We start from the raw sequence: 23899 nt of genomic DNA on the forward strand, positions 1-23899 counted from the left end.
GATCATGGAAAAAATTCACATATTGGTAGTTGGCCGTCACCCCGAAATATTAGCTACGGTAGTGAGATTAGTGAATAATAATCCCGACTGGAACGCAACCGGCTGCCTCAGCGATGAGGAAGCCATTGCGGCGTTCAGCACGCAGGATTTCAAAGTGGTGTTATTAGGAGGCGGCGTTGATGAGGTATCGGAATATAAATTGAATGAATATTTTTTTGCCGAAAAACCCAACATTAAAATAGTTCAGCATTTTGGTGGAGGGAGTGGGTTGTTAAGTGCCGAGATCTTTGAGGCGTTAGATAGATAGACATTTCTATTAATCCCCACCGCTACAGCCTGAAGATGAGCAGCCCGAACAACCACTGCCGCAGCCGCTGTGTCCCCCGCAACCGGAATGTCCTCCGCTGTGACAGCCACTCCCCGAATGATCTGAATGATCACCATGATGCCCGGAATGAAAATTTCCGTCGGCACCGCAACTTGCTGAATTGCAGCTCGCACCGCCTTTATCATCCCTATTCTGCCCTCTCTTTTTATAGCTAAACGCAGCAATCAGTATAAAAACTCCTAAAAAGATCAGCGCAAAGATCTCATTGTCGGATGCCTGTATAAATATCAATCCGGTTATTACTACCGTTAATGCCGTGCAGATGGTTTTACTGACTCCAGGCTTACGAATAAGCCAATACCTATCCATATTTACCCGTTGAAAGTTGATCTCAGAAAATCGCGTTTGGTTGATAGGCCATATATCAGCTGGCGGAGAACCTGCAAAGCTTTTTTCATATAATTTATGAGTACCGGTATAAAATCCATCATATTTTAAAGCTTCGTTATTGCCCCCTTTAGTCGGGTTATGATGAATTTCTTTACCAAGTGTTTCGCGGCAAAAATCTCCCCAGTACGACTTTGTAAAAGTTAAATGCAGGTGCCAGGCCTGGTCAACCGCATCAGAAGGGGTAACTCCATTTTCAGCTATGCAACAAAGGAAGATAAAACGTTTATATTCTGTGATCACCCGATTAGTATAATCTTTGCTCCAACCATTCTCACGCGCCAGCCGTTCCGAAAATTTAAAAACAGCATCCGGGTCATCTATTTGAAAATCGAGGATCTTTTGCCAAAGTACGCCTTGTTCTGCTGTAAGCATATGTTTAGGTATATAGCTTAAATTTAGCAAAATAATATCAAATGAGAAATTGGGACATCACTCTTCGATTTTGAATTCTCATTTACACTTGTAAGATAATTATCAGGGCGTTGCCTGCGGCCGGGCTATGCGCTCATACGCCTGCAGGCCTTACGCACATTGGCCGGTACCCGCTACTATCCCTAACGCGGTTTTAAGGTGAGTGGTGAACAGAGAATGGAGAATAGTTAGCTTTCTGTAAAGTGTGTACCCGCGTAAACGCATTGCTTTGCGTCTTTGCGGGACTGGCTCGGGCGGCTACTGAAAAGCCTATCAACGCAAAAAGCCTTAGTGATTAGCTAAGGCTTTTGCATTTGTAGCACTATTGAAAGTGATAAAGGGTGGCACCGACCTACTCTCCCACGTTTTACCGCAGTACCATCGGCTCTGGCGGGCTTGACTTCTCTGTTCGGAATGGGAAGAGGTAGACACCGCCGATATAGGCACCTGAATTTCTTTTGAGCTTAATGCTCAAGGCTGAAAGCTCAAAGCTTTTTTGCCAATTCTTTTATTATTTTATTTGTTTCGCATCCCCGCTTTAAGCTTTACGCCTTTAGCTTTTTGCTCAACAATGACATATTATTGAAAGAAGTGATTGAAGTTAAGAGAAAACAACAGATCATTGTTGTTTATCTGTTTTTTTCGCGGATCAGAGGTAGCGACTAATCTCTTAATCTCTAACCTCTGATCTCTGATACGAAGAAAGCTTCGGGCAATTAGTATTACTCGGCTATGATGTCACCACCTTTATACCTGTAACCTATCAACGTAGTAGTCTCCTACGACCCTCTATGGAAGTCTCATCTTGTGGCTAGTTTCGCACTTAGATGCTTTCAGCGCTTATCTATTCCCAACGTAGCTACTCTGCAGTACACCTGGCGGCATAACAGATTCACCAGAGGTTAGTCCAACCCGGTCCTCTCGTACTAAGGTCAGCCCCACTCAAACTTCCTGCGCCCACAACAGATAGGGACCGAACTGTCTCGCGACGTTCTGAACCCAGCTCGCGTGCCACTTTAATGAGCGAACAGCTCAACCCTTGGGACCTTCTCCAGCCCCAGGATGTGACGAGCCGACATCGAGGTGCCAAACCTCCCCGTCGATATGAGCTCTTGGGGGAGATCAGCCTGTTATCCCCAGCGTACCTTTTATCCTTTGAGCGATGGCCCTTCCATGCAGAACCACCGGATCACTATATCCGTCTTTCGACCCAGCTCGACTTGTCTGTCTCACTGTCAAGCAAGCTTTTGCTATTGCACTCCGCGTACGGTTACCAAGCGTACTGAGCTTACCTTTGAAAGCCTCCGTTACCTTTTTGGAGGCGACCACCCCAGTCAAACTACCCGCCAAACAATGTTCTCCACATCGTAGAGTTAGACACCAAATACAGAAAGGGTGGTATTTCAACGTTGACTAACCAACTCCTAGCGAAGCTGGATCACAGTCTCCCACCTATCCTACACATCCTGTATCCGATATCAATGTTAAGCTATAGTGAAGGTGCATGGGGTCTTTCCGTCCCGTTGCGGGTAACCGGCGTCTTCACCGATACCACAATTTCACCGAGCTCATGGCTGAGACAGCGCCCAGATCGTTACACCATTCGTGCAGGTCGGAACTTACCCGACAAGGAATTTCGCTACCTTAGGACCGTTATAGTTACGGCCGCCGTTTACTGGGGCTTCGATTCAATGCTTCGCCTTGCGACTAACATCCCCTCTTAACCTTCCAGCACCGGGCAGGTGTCAGGCCATATACGTCATCTTGCGATTTTGCATAGCCATGTGTTTTTGTTAAACAGTCGCCTGGGCCTTTTCACTGCGGCTGACATTGCTGCCAGCGCCCCTTCTCCCGAAGTTACAGGGCCATTTTGCCGAGTTCCTTAGCCATGATTCACTCGAGCACCTTAGGATTCTCTCCTCGACTACCTGTGTCGGTTTACGGTACGGGTTTTTATTACCTGAAGCTTAGCGGGTTTTCTTGGAAGTCTGATTACCTGAACTATCACCTTGTCCGAAGATTCGGTGTACTATCAGCTTTCAGCAAAGTCTGCGTACTTAACTACAAACTCTATACCTACAGCCTTTAACGAACTATTCCGTCAGTTCGCGTCAGTGTCACTACTCCGTCACCGCATCGCAGTAATAAAAAGTACTGGAATATTAACCAGTTGTCCATCGGCTACGCCTGTCGGCTTCACCTTAGGCCCCGACTAACCCTGATCCGATTAGCGTTGATCAGGAAACCTTAGTCTTTCGGTGGGCGGGTTTCTCTCCCGCCTTATCGTTACTTATGCCTACATTTGCTTTTCTATTCCCTCCACAGTCAGTTACCTTCCTGCTTCTCCGACAAATAGAATGCTCCCCTACCAGTCATATTAATATGAATCCATAGCTTCGGTATACTGCTTGATGCCCGTTTATTATCCATGCCCGATCGCTCGACTAGTGAGCTGTTACGCACTCTTTAAATGAATGGCTGCTTCCAAGCCAACATCCTAGCTGTCTGTGCAATCGGACCTCGTTAGTTCAACTTAGCAATAATTTAGGGACCTTAGCTGATGGTCTGGGTTCTTTCCCTCTCGGCCATGGACCTTAGCACCCATAGCCTCACTCCAGCGTATATTATAAAGCATTCGGAGTTTATCTGGATTTGGTAGGATTTGACTCCCCCGCACCCAATTAGTAGCTCTACCTCTTTATAACTCAACCGCCAGGCTGTTCCTAAAAACATTTCGGGGAGTACGAGCTATTTCCCAGTTTGATTAGCCTTTCACCCCTACCCACAAGTCATCCGGAAACTTTTCAACGTTTATCGGTTCGGTCCTCCAGTACCTGTTACGGCACCTTCAACCTGCCCATGGGTAGATCACAAGGTTTCGCGTCTACCTCCCCTGACTATACGCCCTTTTCAGACTCGCTTTCGCTTCGGATCCGTGTCTTAAACACTTAACCTTGCCAGGGAAGAGTAACTCGTAGGCTCATTATGCAAAAGGCACGCCGTCACAGATTACTCTGCTCCGACCGCTTGTAAGTACACGGTTTCAGGTTCTATTTCACTCCCCTGTTCGGGGTTCTTTTCACCTTTCCCTCACGGTACTGGTTCACTATCGGTCTCTCAGGAGTATTTAGCCTTACCGGATGGTGCCGGCAAATTCCCACAAGGCGTCTCCGACCTCGCGGTACTCAGGATACCACTATCCTACTATTCATTACCCGTACGCAGCTCTCATGCTCTATGGCCGGGTTTCCCACCCCGTTCCGGTTCTGTTTAGTATTCATGTTGTGGTCCTACAACCCCCATACTGCCGTAACAGTATAGGTTTGGGCTTCTTCCATTTCGCTCGCCACTACTCTGGAAATCACTTTTGTTTTCTCTTCCTCTGCTTACTTAGATGTTTCAGTTCGGCAGGTTAGCGCATTTATGCAGTTAGTCTTCAACTAACTAGGTTTCCCCATTCGGAAATCTGCGGATCAAATCATATTTGCTAATCCCCGCAGCTTATCGCAGCTTATCACGTCCTTCTTCGCCTCTGAGAGCCAAGGCATCCCCCGTGTACCCTTTCTTACTTTCTTCTACTCTTGCGCCTTTTGCGCCGCAAGGTATGTCTTTATTTTAGTTAGTTGATTCGTTCATTTGTTCACTCGTTCATTTGTCCAAGCAGTATTGCTACCAATGAACTAATTTACTAATGAACCATTGAACTGAAAAAACTTCCTATCTGTTGTTTTCTCTTGTTTTCAATTACTTCTTCCAATATGTCAAAGAACGTTAGTTTTCATCTGTAGCGTAACCTATATTATAGTTACTGTAGAATACTTGGTGGAGAATAACGGATTCGAACCGTTGACCCCCTGCGTGCAAGGCAGGTGCTCTAGCCAGCTGAGCTAATCCCCCGAAGGATGCGATCAATTAGTGATTTAGTGATTTTTTGAATTAGTGATCCTTTTCAATTCACTAACTCACTCATTCTCTAATTCGCTAATTGCCTCTTGTAGTCCCGAGCAGATTTGAACTGCTGACCCCTACATTATCAGTGTAGTGCTCTAACCAAGCTGAGCTACAGGACTATTTGTTTTTAGTTGCAGTTATCAGTTGCAGTTTGCAGGACTTTTCTGCCTACTGCTGCTGCCACTGCTTACTGCCACTTGTCCTGTGCCTACTTTCGTTTGCACATTCCACAGATGGCTTCATCTTCTGGGTTTCCTTTTGTCTTTTTGTTTGTGTTTTAAGAAATTATCATGTAGCGAACAGTTCCGAGTCACTCAGAGATACTGCTCCAGAAAGGAGGTATTCCAGCCACACCTTCCGGTACGGCTACCTTGTTACGACTTAGCCCCAGTTACCGACTTTACCCTAGGACGCTCCTTGCGGTTACGCACTTCAGGCACTTCCAGCTTCCATGGCTTGACGGGCGGTGTGTACAAGGCCCGGGAACGTATTCACCGCGTCATTGCTGATACGCGATTACTAGCGAATCCAACTTCACGGGGTCGAGTTGCAGACCCCGATCCGAACTGTGAATGGCTTTAAGAGATTGGCATCCTGTTGCCAGGTAGCTGCCCTCTGTACCATCCATTGTAGCACGTGTGTAGCCCCGGACGTAAGGGCCATGATGACTTGACGTCGTCCCCTCCTTCCTCTCTATTTGCATAGGCAGTCTGTTTAGAGTCCCCACCTTAAATGCTGGCAACTAAACATAGGGGTTGCGCTCGTTGCGGGACTTAACCCAACACCTCACGGCACGAGCTGACGACAGCCATGCAGCACCTAGTTTCGTGTTCCGAAGAACTGTGACGTCTCTGTCACATTCACTAACTTTCAAGCCCGGGTAAGGTTCCTCGCGTATCATCGAATTAAACCACATGCTCCTCCGCTTGTGCGGGCCCCCGTCAATTCCTTTGAGTTTCACCCTTGCGGGCGTACTCCCCAGGTGGAACACTTAACGCTTTCGCTTAGACGCTGACCGTATATCGCCAACATCGAGTGTTCATCGTTTAGGGCGTGGACTACCAGGGTATCTAATCCTGTTTGATCCCCACGCTTTCGTGCCTCAGCGTCAATCATACTTTAGTAAGCTGCCTTCGCAATTGGTGTTCTGTGACATATCTATGCATTTCACCGCTACTTGTCACATTCCGCCTACCTCAAGTACATTCAAGCTCTTCAGTATCAAGGGCACTGCGATAGTTGAGCTACCGTCTTTCACCCCTGACTTAAAAAGCCGCCTACGCACCCTTTAAACCCAATAAATCCGGATAACGCTTGGATCCTCCGTATTACCGCGGCTGCTGGCACGGAGTTAGCCGATCCTTATTCTCAAGGTACATTCAACTTCTTACTCGTAAGAAGGTTTATTCCCCTGCAAAAGCAGTTTACAACCCGTAGGGCCGTCTTCCTGCACGCGGCATGGCTGGTTCAGACTTCCGTCCATTGACCAATATTCCTTACTGCTGCCTCCCGTAGGAGTCTGGTCCGTGTCTCAGTACCAGTGTGGGGGGTCATCCTCTCAGATCCCCTAAACATCGTCGCCTTGGTATGCCGTTACCACACCAACTAGCTAATGTTGCGCATGCCCATCTTAGTCCTATAAATATTTGATTATCCTGCGATGCCACAGCATAATGTTATGCGGTCTTAATCTCTCTTTCGAGAGGCTATCCCCCTGACTAAGGTAGGTTACATACGTGTTACGCACCCGTGCGCCACTCTCATGAAGGGCAAGCCCCTCAATCCCGTCCGACTTGCATGTATTAGGCCTGCCGCTAGCGTTCATCCTGAGCCAGGATCAAACTCTCCATTGTAAAATGTTTTGTTTAACCACTGACCCTATTATTAATTAATAGAATCTGTATTATATATCTTTATACAGTCTCTCTTCTTTTTTGTAACTCTTCAATCTTCCTCAGCCTTAGCTTTGGTTAATCTCCCGTTACGCTACATGATTTCCATTTCTTAAAAGAACTTCCTCGCTTCATCATCCGAATCAGCTATTATGTCGTCGCAATTCGCATTGCTTAACTTGTCAGTTTGTTTCCCCGAAAATCGCTTTCGGCTCTTTTGTTTTACTCATTAACCATCGTTAACTTTCTTCCTTCTTTTATTGACTGAACTCGCTCAGCCTCAAATCTTTCGCTCTCTCAAGCACCCTTCCGTTTGGGTCTGCAAAGGTAGAAAACCTTTTCTTATTTCCAAAACTTTTTTATTTTTTATTTCTGAAAGTTTTGATAGTGCTTATCTTCCTTCTCTTTCCCTATTCAGCACCGATTCTTTTACCCCTTTGTATGAACTACCGCTCCTGTTTGAAGCGGCTGCAAAGGTGCGAATTTCATTTTGATTTAGCAAGTGAAAATTTCACTTTTTTTAATCTTTTTATTCGCTCTTAATTTTCAAAAAACAACGCCTCTTTTTCTAAAGCGGTCACAAATGTACACAGAAAACCAGCTACCAACCAAGATATATTTTCAAATAATTAAACCTATTTTACAACTACCTGTAAATTAAGGCAAAATACATCCCCAAACACCCTCATAATTAGGTAAAGGCGGGCATTTAGCTAATGTGTATATTTGAAATGTATATGAATGAGCATAATTTCCCTCCGCATTTCATCGCATCATTGAGCGCGGAAAACGGTTTCGATGAAGAAAATTTTGTAAAAGCGCACCGGTTTGAGGAGGCTCCAACCTCTGTAAGGGTTAATCCTTTTAAACCATCTGCCTTAAAAAGCACACAAAATGTACCCTGGTGTGCCAACGGGTATTATCTTGAAAGCCGCCCGTCGTTCACATTCGATCCTCTTTTTCATGCCGGCTGCTACTATGTACAGGAAGCATCATCAATGTTTATTGATCATATTTTTAAAACAAAAAACCAAAATAATGATGATGCGGTAAAAGTACTTGACCTTTGCGCAGCCCCCGGAGGTAAAAGCACCTTGCTTAATTCGGCCCTGCAACCTGCCGATTTATTAGTGGCAAACGAGATCATTAAAACACGTGTACCTATATTAACAGATAATTTGAACCGGTGGGGTACAGCCAATACCATTGTCACCAATAATGATCCTAAAGATTTCAGCAGGCTGAAAAGCTTTTTTGATATCATACTCGTTGATGCCCCCTGCTCGGGCTCGGGCATGTTCCGAAAAGATCCGGACGCGATGAACGAATGGTCGGAAGGCAATGTGAATCTTTGCCACCAACGGCAGGAACGCATACTGGCCGACATTTACCCGGCCTTAAAAGAAGAAGGGTACCTTATATATAGTACATGCTCATATTCGCACCAGGAAAACGAGGACATCCTGGACTGGCTTTGCACCGAGTTTGAACTGGAAAGTGTACGTATCCCAATTAATAAGGAATGGGGCATTGTTGAAACCCAGTCGCCGGAAAAAAAAGCCTGGGGCTACCGCTTTTACCCGGGCAAAGTAAAAGGCGAGGGCTTATTTGCCTCCTGCCTGCAAAAAAAAGAAAACAGCGGCGATCTGGCCTCCTTTAAAAACAATACCCAGCAAAAACTACCGGGTAAGGAACTTGACCAGGTTCGCTCATATATTATTAACCCCAACGACTTTTATTATTTTAAGGTAAATGACGACTGGATGGCTATTAACGGCACACATAAAGAAACTCTTAATATATTACAGCGCCATCTTTATATTAAAAAATCGGGGGTAATTATAGGTAAGCTTGCCGGTAAAGATCTGATCCCTGATCATGAACTGGCGCTAAGCCTTATAATTAATAAAGATGCAGTTTTGGAAACGCCCCTTAATAAAGATCAGGCAATCCAATACCTGCGGCGGGATAATATCGAACTATCCACAACAGATAAGGGCTGGACGCTCATGACCTTTGAAGGGCATCCGCTTGGCTGGGCTAAGCTACTACCCAACCGGATCAATAATTATTACCCTAAAGAAATAAGGATCCTCTCGGCACATCCGCCAAGAGAATGGTAGTATACTATTATATTCAGGATAATTAAGCCATTCCAGCGTTAGGGATAGTAGCGGATACCGGCCCGTGGCTAATGCCTGTGGAGTATGAGCGAATAGCCCGGCCGCAGGCAACGCCATAATAATAATAATAATAATAATAATAGATTAACCTTACAAAAAAAGCCGCAAAGTTTGGAAATATCCTCCCTTTGCGGCTTAGCGCCTTTGCGCGAGAAACAAGTTCTGTATAAAAAGGACATTGCCCCTAATACCTGATAATTTATTGAAATTTAAACCCTAAACCAATTTGCCAAACCTGGTTACGGTAATCGGGCAGGTTTTGATCAGCATATGGACGGTTTTCGCCAAGGTCGATGTTATAACGGCCACGGATCTCCACATTGCGGTTAATATCAAAGCTTACACCAACTACACCGGCTACGTAGCTATGACTGGCATCGTTATCAATATGATCGACACTGGTACCCAAAGCGCTTTCATAGGTGTTTTTGGTTGACGTTAAGAAGGTAAGCTGCGGACCAACCAAAAGGTTAAAGCCTCTTACTACCCTAAACTTAGCCAGCAAAGGCACATCAATATAATTGGTGCGCTGCGTAAAATTCCCATCCCTGTCATTTACCTCATATCCTTTTTGCGAAAACAATACTTCGGGCGCAAATGATAGCGGGTAGATAATAGGCACATCAAAGGTTAAACCTGCATGCCAACCGGCAAGTGAACTCGAACTGTAATTGCTGTTATAAGCATCAACCGTGTTTGAAACATTTAAACCTACTGCCAAACCAACCTTGGGAGTGTAAAAATCATCATAACGGCGTTGGGGCTGGGATCTTTCAACAACCCGGCGGGGAGGGCGGCGATGACGCGGTCCATAGTAATACCCCTGCGCGCTAACTGTCCCTACGGTAAAAAGGCACATTGCCAAGAAAAGTAATTTTTTCATCGTATTTGTCTGTTTTAAATAAGTGGCGGGAAAAGCCGTTAGCCCGTTAGTTTACCGGTTGCCGCCGGCTTTTCCTTATATGTATGTTAATAACGTGATAGATTAATAAAAAACACAAAGGTTTATTAGCGGTTTGATTTTTGTAATAGTTGTAACATCATTTTCATCAAAAATTCAGAATAACGCTACATTTGGCCTATGCAAGCTTCTAAAACCCGCATTTTCTACCTGCTGATTATCATCTTCACATTTTTCACCGCCGATGTTTTTGCACAAAAAGAAAGTTATATCCAGTTGTTAAGCAAACAAAACCGCTGGGTCGACTCGGTGTATCATAAAATGAGCCGCAAGCAGCGGATTGCACAATTATTATTTGTACGGGCGCATACCAATAAAGGGAAAGCCTATGAAGATTCTGTTGGGCAGGTGATTAAAGAACAGCAATTGGGGGGCGTTGTATTTTTTCAGGGCGGACCGGTGCGCCAGGCCAACCTAATCAATAAGTATCAAAAACTGGCCAAAGTACCTTTAATTATAACTATGGACGGCGAATGGGGCCTGGGTATGCGCCTGGACTCTACCATATCATATCCATACCAAATGACCCTTGGTGCCATACAGGATAATAACCTGATTTACAAAATGGGGCAACAGGTAGCTTATGATTTTAAACGCCTGGGCATGCAAATGAACCTTGGCCCAGATATGGATGTGAACAACAATCCTAACAATCCGGTTATCAATTACCGTTCTTTTGGCGATAACATGTATAACGTGGCCAAAAAAGGTATTGCTTATTTTAAAGGCATGCAGGATGCAGGCTTGCTTACTTCGGCCAAGCATTTTCCGGGGCATGGCGATACCAATGTCGATTCGCATTTTGATTTGCCGCTGCTTCCTTATAGTCGTAACCGATTAGATTCATTGGAGATGTACCCCTTCCGGGAAGCCATCAATGCGGGTATCAGCGGGGTAATGATCGCTCATATGGGGATCCCTTCCTTAGATAATACGCCAAAACTACCCTCAACCCTTTCGCGCCCTATTATTACCGGAATCCTGAAAGATTCGTTAAACTTTAAAGGCCTGGTGATATCCGATGCGATGGAAATGAAAGGGGTAACCAAATATTTCCCCAACGGCGAAGCCGATGTAAGGGCATTTATTGCCGGCAATGATATCATTGAACTATCTGAAAACTCCGACCGGGCCATCGGCCTGATCCGCAAAGCTGTGAGGCATGGCAGCGTTAGTGCTGTTGAGTTTGAAGCGCGGATCAAAAAGATCTTAGTTGCCAAATACTGGGCAGGGCTTAATCAATACAAGCCAACTGCTTTAACCAATTTAAGCCGAGACATTAACAACGATGCAGCCAAAGCACTGGTACAACAACTAAGCGATGCCGCGGTAACCCAATTGAAGAACAATAATGTAAAGCTTAATCCATTTTTAAAAACAGCCATCGTGAGTATAGGTGTAAGCTCGCCAACGCTTTTCCAGATGGAGGTTGTAAAAAGTTTCCCGAACAGCCGCATATTTATAGTTAATAAAGATGCACCGGCGATTGAAGTTGCCAATATCCTGAACTGGCTTAAACAATACCGGCAAGTAATTGTGGGCATACATGATACCCGACAGCGCCCGCAAAGCAAGCTTGACTACAGCAGCGATGTAAAACTGATGATTGCCGATCTGGCATCACGCAAAAACACGGCATTCAGTGTGTTTGCCAATGCTTATACCATAGCTGGTTTGCCGGGGCTTGAAAAAGCTGGCAGTTTATTGGTTTGCTACCAGATGTCGCCCGAGTTACAACAATCGGCAGCGAAAGTATTGAGCGGTCGTTTAAAACCTACGGGAAAATTGCCTGTGAGTGTGAATGCTTTTTTCACAACGGGGATGGGGTTGTAGGAAAGAGATTAGAGACTGGCGATTAGAGGTTAGGTGCGCCGCAGTTATAAATAATCTAACAGCCCATAACTGTTATTTAAACTGGCTTTCAGTTAATACTTTTTTACTTTTCATAACATTCAACAGGTATTGTGCCTCTGGCTCATAAAGATCTTCTCCAAAGCAGAAGTTTCGCATGCCATAGTCAAATGCTATAGTTCCCTTTTCTTTATTCCGGTAATAAAATACGAACCAGAATTTCCGGTCAGATTCTGAATCTATTTCCCTGATCCTAAACTCCCTGCATTCATTAAGATCGTAAATCTTTTCGCGGGTAAAAAGATCATTTTTTCGGTTGATGCTGAAGGTGCCCATTCCAATTTCGATGATCTCCTTGCCCCAAAACAACCAAATTATCGTTTTTACTGCCATAACTCCGCCAAGGGCCCAACCGCTTATCCATAGCAACATAAATACGTGGCCAAATTCGTTAGGGGGATTGAAAAGTTCACCAAATGCAGATGCTCCAAAATATCCCCAAAAAGTTACCCAGCAACAAATCCATATAATGGAGATATAATTTCGTTTTACAGGAATAGTAATTTTGAGATACTCGAAATTATCCTCAACTATCGCCCGCCCCTGATAAGGTTTTTCCATGGTTAATATTATAGCCTAAATATCATATTTATTATCCTGTTTGCAAATGCAGCAGCATCCTTTTTTATCTTTACTAAATATTATGCAATCTACATTCAATAAATATAACGCTAAATTTCAGGAAGCCTTAGCCGGTTTAAACCCCGAGCAATTGGCCGCAGTTAACAAAATGGATGGCCCGGTACTTGTAGTAGCCGGCCCCGGTACGGGCAAAACCCAAATCCTGGCAGCGCGGATAGGCAAAATCCTGACCGATACAGACGCTTTACCCAGCGAGATCCTGTGCTTAACGTATACCGATGCCGGCGCAGTGGCCATGCGTAAACGTCTGTTTGAATTTATTGGCCCAGATGCTTACCGGATAAATATATATACATTCCATGCTTTTTGTAATGAGATTATCCAGGAGAACCTTGAGTATTTCGGCAAGCTGAATTTGGAGTCGCTTTCCGACCTGGAATCGGCTATGCTATTCCGGGAACTGGTTGATGAGTTCCCGAACGATCACCTGCTGAAGCGTTTTACGGGCGATATTTATTACGATGTTCCCCGGCTTAAAAGCCTGTTCAGCACTATGAAGCGGGAAAACTGGAACGCCGAAATGATCGAACAGGCGGTAAATGACTATCTTGAAGATTTGCCTAACCGCGAGGAGTTTATTTATAAACGGGCTAATGCCAAAGCGGGCATCAAGATTGGTGATCCGAAACAAAAAGATATCGACGCCGCGCACGACGTGATGAAAAAACTGTTGGCTGCTGTTGGAGAGTATCAAAACTATACAGAAAAAATGAAAACGCGCGGCCGCTATGATTATGACGATATGATCATTTGGGTGCTGCGCGCTTTCCGCGATAATGAGGAAATCCTGCGCCGTTACCAGGAGCGTTACCAGTATATTCTGGTTGATGAGTTCCAGGATACCAGCGGATCGCAAAACGAATTGCTGCGCTTTTTGCTTAATTATTGGGATACCCCGAATGTTTTTGTGGTAGGCGATGATGATCAGTCGATCTTTAAATTTCAGGGAGCTAACATGAAAAACATCCTTGATTTTGCCAATGACTATGTAGACACGCTATACACCGTAGTGCTAAAACATAACTATCGCTCCAGTCAGCAGATCCTCGATATTTCAAAAGCGCTTATCGATAATAATTTTGAGCGGTTAACCAGTCAGCTTAATTTAGATAAAGCGTTAAAATCGTCGCATCCGCGTTTTAATAACCTGTTGGTCGAGCCGGTGATCCGGGAGTACGAGAACCCTGATAAAGAACTGGTTGATGTATCGCTACAGATAAAACAACTGGTTACTGACGGTGTACCTCCCGGCGAGATAGCGGTAATTTACCGCAACCACAACCAGGTTGAGGAGATGATCAAATTTCTGGATGTGCAAAAGATCCAGGTAAACACCAAACGCAAGATAGACGTGCTTACCCAACCCTTTGGCGAAAAGATCATTAATATCTTACGTTACCTTGCCATGGAGCTCGATTCGCCATACAGCGGAGATGAATTGTTGTTTGAGATCATGCATTATGATTTCTTTAACATCCCTCCTATTGAAATTGCCAAGGCAAGCGTTGCCGTGTTTAAAGAAAACTTTGGTACCCTGGCTTATAATCAGCCTAAAACTTCTATCCGCCGTTACGTAAGCGAGATGAGGCCACCCAAGCAGGCAGACCTTTTTCACCCCGATCAACAACAGGAGATGCGGTACCTCGTAAGCAATATCGATTACCTGCTCAAAGAGTCGGTTAGCGTTACGCTGCAGCAGCTTTTCCAAAGTGTGATAGCCAAAATGGGCATCCTGAAATACATAATGCAGCAGCAGGATAAGGGCAGTTACATGCAGATGCTTACCAGTTTTTTCGATTTCCTGAAAGATGAAAGCCGCAAAAGGCCCGACATCAGCCTGCCTGATTTGATCTCGACCATCGAAATGATGAAGAAACATCAGATCCGCCTGGAGCTTAACCAAAGCATCTTTTCGGAGAATGGTGTCAACTTCCTCACCGCACACGGCTCAAAAGGGCTTGAGTTTGAATATGTGTTTTTTATTGGCTGCGACAAACGTACCTGGGACAGCAAAGGCCGTAACAGCGGTTTCAGCTATCCCGATACACTCACCCGTTCCGCCGCTGATGAAATTGCACAGAAAGAGGAAGCGCGCCGCCTGTTTTATGTGGCGGTAACGCGTGCCAAGCAGCACCTTATGATCTCATACGCGGCTAAGGACAGGAAGGACAAAGACCAGGAGGCAAGCCAGTTTATAGGCGAGATATTAGCCAGCACCAATATGCAGGTACAATACCCTAAAGTGGATGCCATGGATATGATCCAGTTTCAGGCAACCCAATTCAGCGAAGCCGAAAAACCAAAGGTTGAATTACTGGATAAAAACTACATCAACCAGCTGCTGCAGAATTACACCCTATCAGTAACCCACCTGAGCAGTTACCTGGATTGCCCGCTGCGGTTTTATTTTCAATGTTTGATCAGGGTGCCATCGGGTAAAAGTCCGGCGGCTACTTTTGGGCAGGCGGTACACTGGGCACTCAACAAAACATACAGGCAGTTGAAGGATAATGACAACGAGTTTTTAAGTACGGAAAATTTCATGCGCGAGTTCAGATGGTATATGGCCCGCAATCGCGATTCATTTACTAAAGATGAATTTAAACTGCGCTCGGCGTATGGCGAAAAGATCCTGCCGCCATACTACGAGCAAAATGTACCTCACTGGAACAAAATAGCGGTAACCGAGCGCCCTATCAAAAATATTGAAGTACACGGCGTACCTATTAAAGGTAACCTGGATAAAATTGAATTTGAGGGCAAGCAGGCTACTGTTGTTGATTATAAAACGGGTAAAGTAAAAAATGCCAAAGAAAAACTGATGCGCCCAACCAATGATCTGCCCAACGGAGGAGATTACTGGCGCCAGGCAGTTTTTTACAAGATCCTTGTTGATCATGACCGCAGCAACGACTGGGAAGTTGTAAGCACTGTATTTGATTTTGTTGAACCCGTAGCCGACAACGAATATTACCGCGAAAAATTTGTGATAACACCCGATGACATGGAAACCGTAACCGGCCAGATCACCGAAACTTACGCCAGAATCATGGCGCACGATTTCAGCACAGGCTGCGGCAAAAAAGAATGCGATTGGTGTCATTTTGTAAAAAGCAATTTTAAACAGGCCGATGAGATTTTGGGGATTCTTGCGGAGGAGGAAGGAGAATAGTTTCAACGTAGAGACTTATCACATGTGTCTCCCGCCAAGCGCACCGGTATTGGTAAAGGATTAAAGAACAGCATCAAAAAAATAACGGTTCTTGGCAACGATTCACCGCTAACCTATAAAATTGTCGGCAAAATTTCATGGAGCGCGGTACCGGGCTTATTGTACATCCCAATTCCTGAACGCCAGCAGGATGAGTATATGTCGGTAATAAAAATTGAACTGAACGGCAAGCTTTACCTTTATCATGGTAAAGGGAGGTTCTTAATCAATGAGTAGCATAGTAAACGTGTATATATCAAAATACTGATAGCAAAGGATAAAACAAAAGCCTGTAATAAACCAATTACAGACTTTTGTTTTTATATTAATCAACAAAACTATTTCCTGAACAAGCTCCAATTCTTCTCTTGTTATGCGGATAAACCGTATCAGGCAAAAAAATTTTAATTTTTTTTTCCATTAAAACAGCGTCCCCAACCGCGAAGTGCCGTTGTGGACAAAGCGTATCGACACCATTGCATCTTGCTTTTAATCAATACTTTACAATAATTTTGTTTCATCAAACCAATTATCCGGCATCTTCTTAAAACAACGGTAAAACCTAATGCAGGGCAATAGCGTGCCCTGGTAGCCTTAAGCTGTTTGTTTTACAAGCTATGCCGGTGAACCCAATTGTAAACTAAAAACCAATTTATGAACAGCAAACCAAAAACCACCTTTGCAACCCTATTGGGCCTGGCCCTTTTTGTAGCGTTATTTTTTACTTATTGCACAAAAAAACAAGTCGCACCGGCGACGGCAAGCAATGATGCTACCTCACCGGCATTAAAAACCCAGGCTACCGGCTTTATCCATCCCGGCATCCTCAACACGCAGCAAACGCTTGATTATGTGAGCCAGCAAGCAAACTCAAATGATGCCAACCGGCTTGCGGCTTACCAGTTTGTACTCAACTATTGCAACAACCATAGCCCCAGCGGTGCTTATAAAGCCACAGTACAGGTTGCCGGCGGCGTTACCACACCCGATGAAATTGCTTTTAAAGGCGACGCCTTGTTAAGCTATGCCCTGGCACTGCGCTGGGCTAAAACTGGTAACGCGTCGTATGCAACTACTGTAAAACAAATACTTGATGGCTGGGCCAATAGCTTTCAAAACTTCAGTGTAACCGGCTCACAGCCTAACCAGGCTTCGCTTGAGGCTTCGTGGGCTGCGCCTACCTTCGCCGCGGCTGCCGAAATCATCAAATACTACATCCCGGCCAGCGGCGTTGGCGGCGGCTGGACTACAGCCGAAAATACCCAGTTTGTAAACTTTCTGAACAACATGAAAGATAATTACATCAATAACGTGCCCAACTTTAACAACAACTGGAACGTATCTGCCGGATATGCAAAAATGGCTATCGGTGTGTTTGAAGATAGCCAAACTGTATACCAAAACGGCATTACTGCTGTAAAAACTGTATTGCCCAATGTAATTGCATCAGACGGTTCGATGAACGGCGAGATCTGTGGATCGCACAATGATTATGTGCATTACCAGTACTCTCTTACCGGATTGAGCTATGCCGCAAACATCGCAGGCATCCAAGGGGATTTGTCTATTTACTCGGCCAGCAGCAGTCGCCTGTTAACCGGGTTTAATTACCAATACAAGCTGATGCACGGCACAGTGTCGCCGCCATGCTCACCTAACGGAAATGTAAACAACCCCATCTGGCCGGGCATTGAGGTGGCTAATCGTCATTACGGCACTACCGAAACCAGTTACATCGCCAGCAATTATGTATGCGACGGTAACGGCCTGCCTAATGGAGATATCGGTTTCCTATGCTGGACAAACTACACCCATAACAATGTGCCAACCACATTTTAATAAAGCATTCGCTTAATAAAAATTTTATCCCGGCTGCTCCGTTTATGACTGACCTCATTTAACGGAGCGGCTTTTTTTGCTTCATACAGATTGACTTCTGCATTAACGGTGAGCAGCATCCGCAAAATATATAACTGAAATTATTCCCAACATGCCGAAATTAACCCGGTCTGTTTTTGTATGGATCACTTATAATTATAAAGCTTAATCCGCTGGATCCCATATTCGCCCAACGGGATCCTTAAGTGCCTTCCCTGGTGATCTTCATCGCCATTTAAACGGCGCCCCGGCTGCCACTTTCCGTTAACAAATATGCCTTCGTCTACCTGTAAAATACCTGCACGTAATCCATCTTTTACCGGCTTAAAACTGATGACCAAACCTGTGCCGGCTACATAAAACTCATCATTAGCCAAAGCCGTTATAATACCTCCGGTTAACGGCCAGTTTGCATCCTTTGCTTTGGGCGACCAGCCCAGGGTTAAATCATGCGAAACCATGAGCATGTAATCGCCCATTTGCAGTCGTACGGTGTCCGCATCCTTACTTAACAATACACCTTCCATAGTTCCCTTGCGTTTGGCCTTGCTGATCTCGCCTGATAACTGATGAATGATATTGTACGATTGGGAAAGTGGCGCTCCTGCCGTTTTGTTATCAGTTTCGATAGAAAAAGGAGAAAAGCCCAGCGCTTTGTAATGGCCAATGGCATAAAAAGCTTTGGCATCCACTCCATCCTCAAAACGATGCTCGGGAATAAACAATGCATTATCCGGCCGGGTATAGCGATCATTCCAATATTTGAAGTTAGGATTATAGAAATCGGGCGACAGCAAGTCAATATCTGGCGCTGCTGCTTTCCATACATCAATCAAATGCGGCAAGGGGCCCGCAGACGGGTATTGTCCCGGCTTTTTACCGGGAGCGTTAAGAGCCGCGTTCACATACATCGGCAGCGGGTAAACCGCTTTGCCTGCTTTAGCTACAGCGTTGGCATATTCAGCAAAGTGCCAGGCCATAAACAGCTCGTCGGTAGCCGGGTTTTTGCCAAAAACCGATTCCCAGTTACCTGAAGTTTTACTTCTTCCGTCCTGCCATATTTTTTGCATTTCGGGTACAAGCTTGTCTTTGTGCGAATTTAACCAGGAGATTAGCTTTGTCGGGACCGGCCGATTAAAAGCTTCATCGGCCAACTTCGAATGATCGCGGGCATCGGGCAGCATGCCTATTTCGTTTTCAACCTGTACCATCAGCACTGTGTGTAACTTACTATCAGTTTCTTTAATATGCCGCATTAACACGCTAAAAGCTTTAGTATCTGCCTGCAACGCATCTTTGGAGAACGGCGTAATGATCTCTTCAGGACCTGCCATGCTGTTTGCCACACGCGGAAAACGCTTCTGATTGGTTTTAACCCAACCTGGCGCATAACAGCTCATGCTATTTTTCCAGGTACCAAACCAAAGCAGCACCAGTTTCATGTGATATTGCCGGGCGCTTTTGATCAAATCATCAACCAGTGTAAAATTAAACTTGCCCTCTTGTGGCTCCAATAGTTCCCAGTAAACCGGCGCTATCACTGTATTAAGGTGCATTTTTTGCAGTTTGGGCCAAATCGGGTCCATATAGGCCGTGCTTGAGGCGCTCGAGTTTCCAAGTTCGCCGCCTGTCATTAAGTACGGCGCCCCGTCTACCAATAGTTCGGCATTACCGCCGTAATATTGTATATGTGGTATCGCTTTTACGGTATTTTGTGCCTTAGGTTTAAAGGCTACCAAACAGCACAAAACAAATATCAATATGCGAGCCTTCATAACTCTTTTTGAATACGCGGATATAAAAAAACAATCTTATCTGTTACTTACGTGCATACGCCCATGCCAAAGCCTTGAGCATGGTAACAGGTTTACCCGATAAATGAGTAACATCATCAATAATAATATGCTTAAAAACAAGATTTTCATAATGACGGCTTTCCAATAACGTCACCAATTGTTTGTTAGGCACAACCTGTCCCGGAGTTTCCAACCCGCCCACTTCCATAAATACACTTACGGGCAAGCTTTTATGTTTGGCTGCATATTGCTTTTCAGTTTCAAATACAGCTCCGTTACCATAACCCAATGCAGGGCTGCCTATCAGGATATTTTTAAACAGCGTTGGTTTTTCAAACAAGGTGTAAGTGGCAAATAAGCCACCCATTGAATATCCGTACAGCGTACGGTTTGCAGGATCGGCCTTTAAACCGGCATCTACCGATGGGATCAATTCTTTTTCAATAAAAGCAAGGAATACCGGTGCCCCACCGCTTTCGGCCACATTGGGAAATGCAACCGGCGTGAAATCCCGGTTGCGCTTATTACCGGCAGTACCAATCAGGCCACCGTCGCCAATAGCTACCAATATGGGCTCGGGGATATGATATTCGGCCATCAATAATCCTAAATACTCCAGCGATGGTGAAAAATCGTTATCACCGTCAACCACGTACAATACCGGAAATTTCTGTTTAGCGGTATCATAGCCTGCCGGGTAATGAATATAAATATCATAATCATTACCCGCGAGTTTAGAGTGCATTTGCCGGTGTTCGGAGTTGGGGATAGTAACCGGCTTAACCTGCTGCGCAAAACCATGCGTCCCCAACAAATCAAGCAGTAGCAGTAACAGGGTTAAAGCTTTAAGGATTTTCATATCGATGAGGTTACAAAAACGGATCGATCAGCTTGATAGAACCATCGGCATTATGCTGCAGTTCGGTTACCTTCACGTTGCGCAGGTGTGTTTTGCCCGATAGTTGGGTATCGTGGTAAAATATATACCATTTGCCTTTTATTTCGATGATGGAATGGTGGGTTGTCCAGCCCTCTACCGGTTTCATAAATACGCCCTTATAAGTAAATGGCGCAAGCGGACTATCACCTATTGCATAGCAAAGCAAATGTGTATCGCCGGTTGAATAAGTGAAGTAATATTTACCATTGTATTTATGCATCCACGAACCTTCAAAAAAGCGGCGGTCATGATCTTTGGTCAATAACGGTTTACCCAGGCTATCTAAAATAACAGCATCTTTTACAGCACCGTCAAAAGTTTTCATATCTGGTTTAAGCAAAGCTACTTTACAGCTTATGGCTGGGGCATCTTCCTGTTTCGAATCTGTTTTCGATCCATCTGCCTCGTATTTACCGGAGATCCAGCGCTGAAGCTGCCCTCCCCAAATGCCGCCGAAATACATGTAGGTTTTACCATCGGTATCCGTAAACACGGCAGGGTCAATACTGTAACTTCCGGCTATTGGTTCAGGCTCGGCCCTAAACGGACCAACCGGGCTTGCAGAAGTCGCCACACCAATATGGAATACATCTTTTTTATCCTTTACCGGAAAATACAGGTAATAGGTGCCGTTTTTATAAGCAGCATCAGGCGCCCAAAGCTGCCTTCCTGCCCATGGGATATCTTTAATATCAAGTGCCACACCATTATCTGTAACCTTGCCGCCAATGCTATCCATCGACAGGATGTGATAATCCTTCATGGCAAAATGGTCGCCGTTATCATTTTCGGGAATACCCGCATCGATATCATGCGATGGATAGATATAAATTTTGCCGTTAAATACATGGGCCGATGGATCGGCTGTGTAAATGGAACTGATGAGCGGCTCGGAAAGATATTTTACTTTTTTGCCTGTATCTGTTTTTGTACTATCGCCTGCATTAGCTGTTTTTTTTGTTGATGAATCACATGCACTCAAAATGCATAAGGATGCAAAAAGTGCGGGGACTAATTTTGCTGTGGTAAATTGCTTGCTCATTGACGTTTGGTTTATGATAGTGATTAATTGGTCATGTAATTATTGCCCCCTATGCCCGGCACATAATAAAACTTCATTTTTTTATAATAATCCAGCGGGTGCTCCGGCTTGGGGTAGTTAGCCGGGACAGGCATTTTTGAAAATGTTTGGAAATATAAAACACAGGCATCGCGCCAGGTTGTAGCCTCATTTAACTGAACCTGCATCAGTTGTTTTACTTCCGTAAAACGTTCGGCATCTATCCTGCCCTGCATTTTGTCCCAGGTAAGGCCCATTTGTTTAACAGAATCGGCTCCTATATAGTAATGATGAACCAGCTCATTCCACAATGACCTGCCCGAGCGCATTTTATAGGTCCAGCTTAAATGGTGAAACCACAGCAGGTATTCATCAGGGCAGGTTTGCAGGTTTTCCCAGTGTGCCTTAACTTCAGGTGCATATTGCGAGAGTGCATCGCTACCCGTGCCTGTACGGTCAAAGCCTATCCCTGCTGAATCGGCTTTATGGTAATAAGTGGCATTCCAATCAGGACGACCGGCATTATCAACCCAGGGACCAGGGCCATAGTGCGTTGACACCCCCATAATATGGTGCAGCCCGAGCGGGGTCATATAATTAACTGTGTTTTCCCTCGATTGCAGCATGAAGTTTTTTACCTGCGATACAAAGCTTTCGTCATTAGTAAAAGTCATCTTGAGCCAGTCGCCTGCAATTAGCGCCGGGGATTGATCGGGGTTCCAGGCCATACGGCCGAAGGCATACCAGTTAGCCTGAGCAAAGGGATGACCGCACCAGTTTAAATCAGTGCCAATATTAGCCACGCCCGCCATGCCGGTTATCAGTTTTTTGTTAAAATCACCCTTGATCACCCGCGCAACGGTTGTACCTTTTCCATGCGTATATGTATCCGATTGCAGGCATTCGGCAAATAATGGAGCTTCATAAACCAGGTGCGTTGAAAAACCGAGATATTCCTGTGTTAACTGGAACTCCATCATCAGCGGGGTATTGGGCATAGCCCCAAACAGCGGGTGAAATGGCTCTCTTGGCTGAAAATCTATCGGACCATTCTTTACCTGGATGATCACATTATCCCTAAACTTTCTATCAAAAGGCTTAAACTCGTTATAGGCTTGCTTAAAACGGTCATCTGGCACTTTATTATCATAAACAAAAGCACGCCACATCACTATGCCATGATGAGGAGCTAAAGCATCGGCGAGCATATTTGCTCCATCGGCATGGGTACGGCCATAGCTTTGCGGACCGGGTTGTCCCTCCGAATTAGCCTTCACCAAAAACCCGCCGAAATCAGGAATGTAGCGATAAATTTCATCAGCCTTATCAGCCCACCATCTTTTTACTGCGGGATCAAACGGATCGGCAGTTTTTAGGCCACCCAGCTCAACCGGGCTGCTGAATTTTACAGACAGGTAGATCCTGATACCATATGTTCTGAATACATTGGCCAAAGCCTGCACTTTTAACAAATATTGGGGCGAAAGAATCAGGGCATCTGCATTTACATTGTTTACAACTGAGCCATTGATCCCTACCGAAGCATTGGCCCGCGCATAATCAATATAACGCTGATCAACCACACCTGGCAGCTTGTGCCAGTTCCAGATGGATGAGCCCGCATAGCCCCGCTCCACGGTACGGTTCAGGTTATCCCAATGATCAAGTACCCGGTACATCATCCTTGGGTGATCTGAAAGATCAAGTTTATTAATAGATTGATGGGTTTGGATTAGCTTTAAAAAATTAAAAACACCGTACATAACCCCTGCGTCGGTGTTAGCCGTTATGATGATACATTTCTTTTGATTGACAAGGGCAGTTTTGATAAGATACCCTTCGCTGCCGATGCTATCGGGGGCAGTTATCGAAAAAGCCTTTAATGATCGCGGCGTTCCAATTATGATAGTTTGCCCATTGGTTATGTTTTTAACATCTCTTGGCTTTAGGGCCAGCGTTCCCCCCAGGCCCGTCAAGAGCTCGGTCCTTGCAGCTTTAAGCTGGTCAGACTGTGGCGGAAAAATCATGTATTGCAACTGTTGCCTGTAAGTAACTGCCAGTTGCTTATTGCTCACCTTATTATATTCAAGCCATAATTTATAGCCATCGTTTGCATAAACTTTATTTATCGCCGCCATGAAAAGCAGCACCAGTAAACACATGTTCGTTAATGAATATTTGGCCATGGCATTATTAATTCCAGCTTTATAAACCTTAAGCTGATTTATAAAAAACACAATTGATCTGTTGAAAAACTCATGAATGAAATGGGTTAAGCTCCCGCC

Annotated in this window: 13 protein-coding genes, 2 tRNA genes and 3 rRNA genes; 6 read left to right on the forward strand and 12 right to left on the reverse strand. The window is 44.9% G+C overall.

What is annotated here, in order from left to right; translation table 11 throughout:
• The first annotated feature begins 4 nt into the window (after positions 1-4).
• Positions 5-307: a response regulator gene (locus tag MusilaSJ_RS12380; protein WP_274990231.1), complete on the forward strand. Its 303-nt coding sequence runs from the start codon at positions 5-7 to the stop codon at positions 305-307.
• Positions 308-316: 9 nt separating this feature from the next.
• On the opposite strand, the gene MusilaSJ_RS12385 is transcribed toward MusilaSJ_RS12380, so the two are convergent.
• The 6 genes from MusilaSJ_RS12385 to MusilaSJ_RS12410 form a co-directional block, all read right to left on the reverse strand.
• Positions 317-1150: a glycine-rich domain-containing protein gene (locus tag MusilaSJ_RS12385; protein ID WP_274990232.1), complete on the reverse strand. Its 834-nt coding sequence runs from the start codon at positions 1148-1150 to the stop codon at positions 317-319.
• A gap of 378 nt (positions 1151-1528) precedes the next feature.
• A 5S ribosomal RNA gene (rrf, locus tag MusilaSJ_RS12390) occupies positions 1529-1640 on the reverse strand.
• A gap of 245 nt (positions 1641-1885) precedes the next feature.
• Positions 1886-4765, reverse strand: a 23S ribosomal RNA gene (locus MusilaSJ_RS12395).
• Positions 4766-5009: 244 nt separating this feature from the next.
• Positions 5010-5086, reverse strand: a tRNA-Ala gene (locus MusilaSJ_RS12400).
• A gap of 98 nt (positions 5087-5184) precedes the next feature.
• A tRNA-Ile gene (locus MusilaSJ_RS12405) sits at positions 5185-5259 on the reverse strand.
• Positions 5260-5472: 213 nt separating this feature from the next.
• Positions 5473-6993: ribosomal RNA gene (locus MusilaSJ_RS12410) — 16S ribosomal RNA — on the reverse strand.
• Together the 16S, 23S and 5S rRNA genes with 2 tRNA genes alongside form the textbook arrangement of a ribosomal RNA operon.
• 776 nt (positions 6994-7769) lie before the next feature.
• On the opposite strand from MusilaSJ_RS12410, the gene MusilaSJ_RS12415 reads away from it, so the two are divergent.
• The gene (locus MusilaSJ_RS12415; protein WP_274990233.1) at positions 7770-9155 is read left to right on the forward strand and encodes a methyltransferase RsmF C-terminal domain-like protein; all 1386 of its coding nucleotides are present in this window, start codon (positions 7770-7772) and stop codon (positions 9153-9155) included.
• A gap of 259 nt (positions 9156-9414) precedes the next feature.
• Here MusilaSJ_RS12415 and MusilaSJ_RS12420 read toward each other — a convergent pair whose 3' ends face one another.
• Entirely contained in the window at positions 9415-10098 is a 684-nt protein-coding gene (locus MusilaSJ_RS12420; protein WP_274990234.1) for a porin family protein, read from the reverse strand.
• Positions 10099-10296: 198 nt separating this feature from the next.
• On the opposite strand from MusilaSJ_RS12420, the gene MusilaSJ_RS12425 reads away from it, so the two are divergent.
• Positions 10297-12009 (forward strand): glycoside hydrolase family 3 protein, encoded by a 1713-nt coding sequence (locus MusilaSJ_RS12425; RefSeq protein ID WP_274990235.1) that lies wholly within the window; start codon positions 10297-10299, stop codon positions 12007-12009.
• A gap of 72 nt (positions 12010-12081) precedes the next feature.
• On the opposite strand, the gene MusilaSJ_RS12430 is transcribed toward MusilaSJ_RS12425, so the two are convergent.
• The gene (locus tag MusilaSJ_RS12430) at positions 12082-12648 is read right to left on the reverse strand and encodes a hypothetical protein (protein WP_274990236.1); all 567 of its coding nucleotides are present in this window, start codon (positions 12646-12648) and stop codon (positions 12082-12084) included.
• 82 nt (positions 12649-12730) lie between these two features.
• Between MusilaSJ_RS12430 and MusilaSJ_RS12435 the strand changes: the two genes are divergently transcribed.
• From MusilaSJ_RS12435 to MusilaSJ_RS12445, 3 genes are all read left to right on the forward strand, one after another.
• Entirely contained in the window at positions 12731-15901 is a 3171-nt protein-coding gene (locus MusilaSJ_RS12435; RefSeq protein ID WP_274990237.1) for an ATP-dependent helicase, read from the forward strand.
• A gap of 24 nt (positions 15902-15925) precedes the next feature.
• Positions 15926-16177 carry a hypothetical protein gene (locus MusilaSJ_RS12440; RefSeq protein ID WP_274990238.1) on the forward strand — a complete coding sequence of 84 codons (252 nt, stop codon included), beginning with the start codon at positions 15926-15928 and terminating at the stop codon, positions 16175-16177.
• A 417-nt stretch (positions 16178-16594) separates the two neighbouring features.
• Positions 16595-17779, forward strand: a complete 1185-nt coding sequence (locus tag MusilaSJ_RS12445) for an alginate lyase family protein (RefSeq protein WP_274990239.1) — start codon at positions 16595-16597, stop codon at positions 17777-17779.
• A gap of 185 nt (positions 17780-17964) precedes the next feature.
• Here the strand turns inward: MusilaSJ_RS12445 and MusilaSJ_RS12450 are convergent, their stop codons facing one another.
• Genes MusilaSJ_RS12450 through MusilaSJ_RS12465 form a run of 4 tightly spaced genes read right to left on the reverse strand, consistent with a single transcriptional unit; the run spans position 17965 to position 23800 of the window.
• A complete protein-coding gene (locus tag MusilaSJ_RS12450; protein WP_274990240.1) occupies positions 17965-19593 on the reverse strand; it encodes a GH35 family beta-galactosidase in 1629 nt (542 codons plus the stop codon).
• 43 nt (positions 19594-19636) lie between these two features.
• Positions 19637-20473: an alpha/beta hydrolase gene (locus tag MusilaSJ_RS12455; protein ID WP_274990241.1), complete on the reverse strand. Its 837-nt coding sequence runs from the start codon at positions 20471-20473 to the stop codon at positions 19637-19639.
• Positions 20474-20483: 10 nt separating this feature from the next.
• Positions 20484-21596 (reverse strand): glycoside hydrolase family 43 protein, encoded by a 1113-nt coding sequence (locus MusilaSJ_RS12460; protein ID WP_274990242.1) that lies wholly within the window; start codon positions 21594-21596, stop codon positions 20484-20486.
• A gap of 23 nt (positions 21597-21619) precedes the next feature.
• Positions 21620-23800, reverse strand: coding sequence for an alpha-glucuronidase family glycosyl hydrolase (locus tag MusilaSJ_RS12465; RefSeq protein WP_274990243.1), 2181 nt, complete (start codon positions 23798-23800; stop codon positions 21620-21622).
• Between the last annotated feature and the right edge of the window lie 99 nt (positions 23801-23899).

The sequence above is a fragment of the Mucilaginibacter sp. SJ genome (assembly GCF_028993635.1).
Classification (GTDB): domain Bacteria; phylum Bacteroidota; class Bacteroidia; order Sphingobacteriales; family Sphingobacteriaceae; genus Mucilaginibacter.

What these genes read in the sequence shown, in the direction of transcription:
- MusilaSJ_RS12415 (WP_274990233.1), top strand. Translation starts at nt 7,770, where the DNA reads ATGAATGAGCATAATTTCCCTCCGCATTTCATCGCATCATTGAGCGCG.
- MusilaSJ_RS12430 (WP_274990236.1), bottom strand. Translation starts at nt 12,648, where the DNA reads ATGGAAAAACCTTATCAGGGGCGGGCGATAGTTGAGGATAATTTCGAG.
- MusilaSJ_RS12420 (WP_274990234.1), bottom strand. Translation starts at nt 10,098, where the DNA reads ATGAAAAAATTACTTTTCTTGGCAATGTGCCTTTTTACCGTAGGGACA.
- MusilaSJ_RS12425 (WP_274990235.1), top strand. Translation starts at nt 10,297, where the DNA reads ATGCAAGCTTCTAAAACCCGCATTTTCTACCTGCTGATTATCATCTTC.
- MusilaSJ_RS12460 (WP_274990242.1), bottom strand. Translation starts at nt 21,596, where the DNA reads ATGAGCAAGCAATTTACCACAGCAAAATTAGTCCCCGCACTTTTTGCA.
- MusilaSJ_RS12445 (WP_274990239.1), top strand. Translation starts at nt 16,595, where the DNA reads ATGAACAGCAAACCAAAAACCACCTTTGCAACCCTATTGGGCCTGGCC.
- MusilaSJ_RS12380 (WP_274990231.1), top strand. Translation starts at nt 5, where the DNA reads ATGGAAAAAATTCACATATTGGTAGTTGGCCGTCACCCCGAAATATTA.
- MusilaSJ_RS12450 (WP_274990240.1), bottom strand. Translation starts at nt 19,593, where the DNA reads ATGAAGGCTCGCATATTGATATTTGTTTTGTGCTGTTTGGTAGCCTTT.
- MusilaSJ_RS12385 (WP_274990232.1), bottom strand. Translation starts at nt 1,150, where the DNA reads ATGCTTACAGCAGAACAAGGCGTACTTTGGCAAAAGATCCTCGATTTT.
- MusilaSJ_RS12455 (WP_274990241.1), bottom strand. Translation starts at nt 20,473, where the DNA reads ATGAAAATCCTTAAAGCTTTAACCCTGTTACTGCTACTGCTTGATTTG.
- MusilaSJ_RS12465 (WP_274990243.1), bottom strand. Translation starts at nt 23,800, where the DNA reads ATGGCCAAATATTCATTAACGAACATGTGTTTACTGGTGCTGCTTTTC.
- MusilaSJ_RS12435 (WP_274990237.1), top strand. Translation starts at nt 12,731, where the DNA reads ATGCAATCTACATTCAATAAATATAACGCTAAATTTCAGGAAGCCTTA.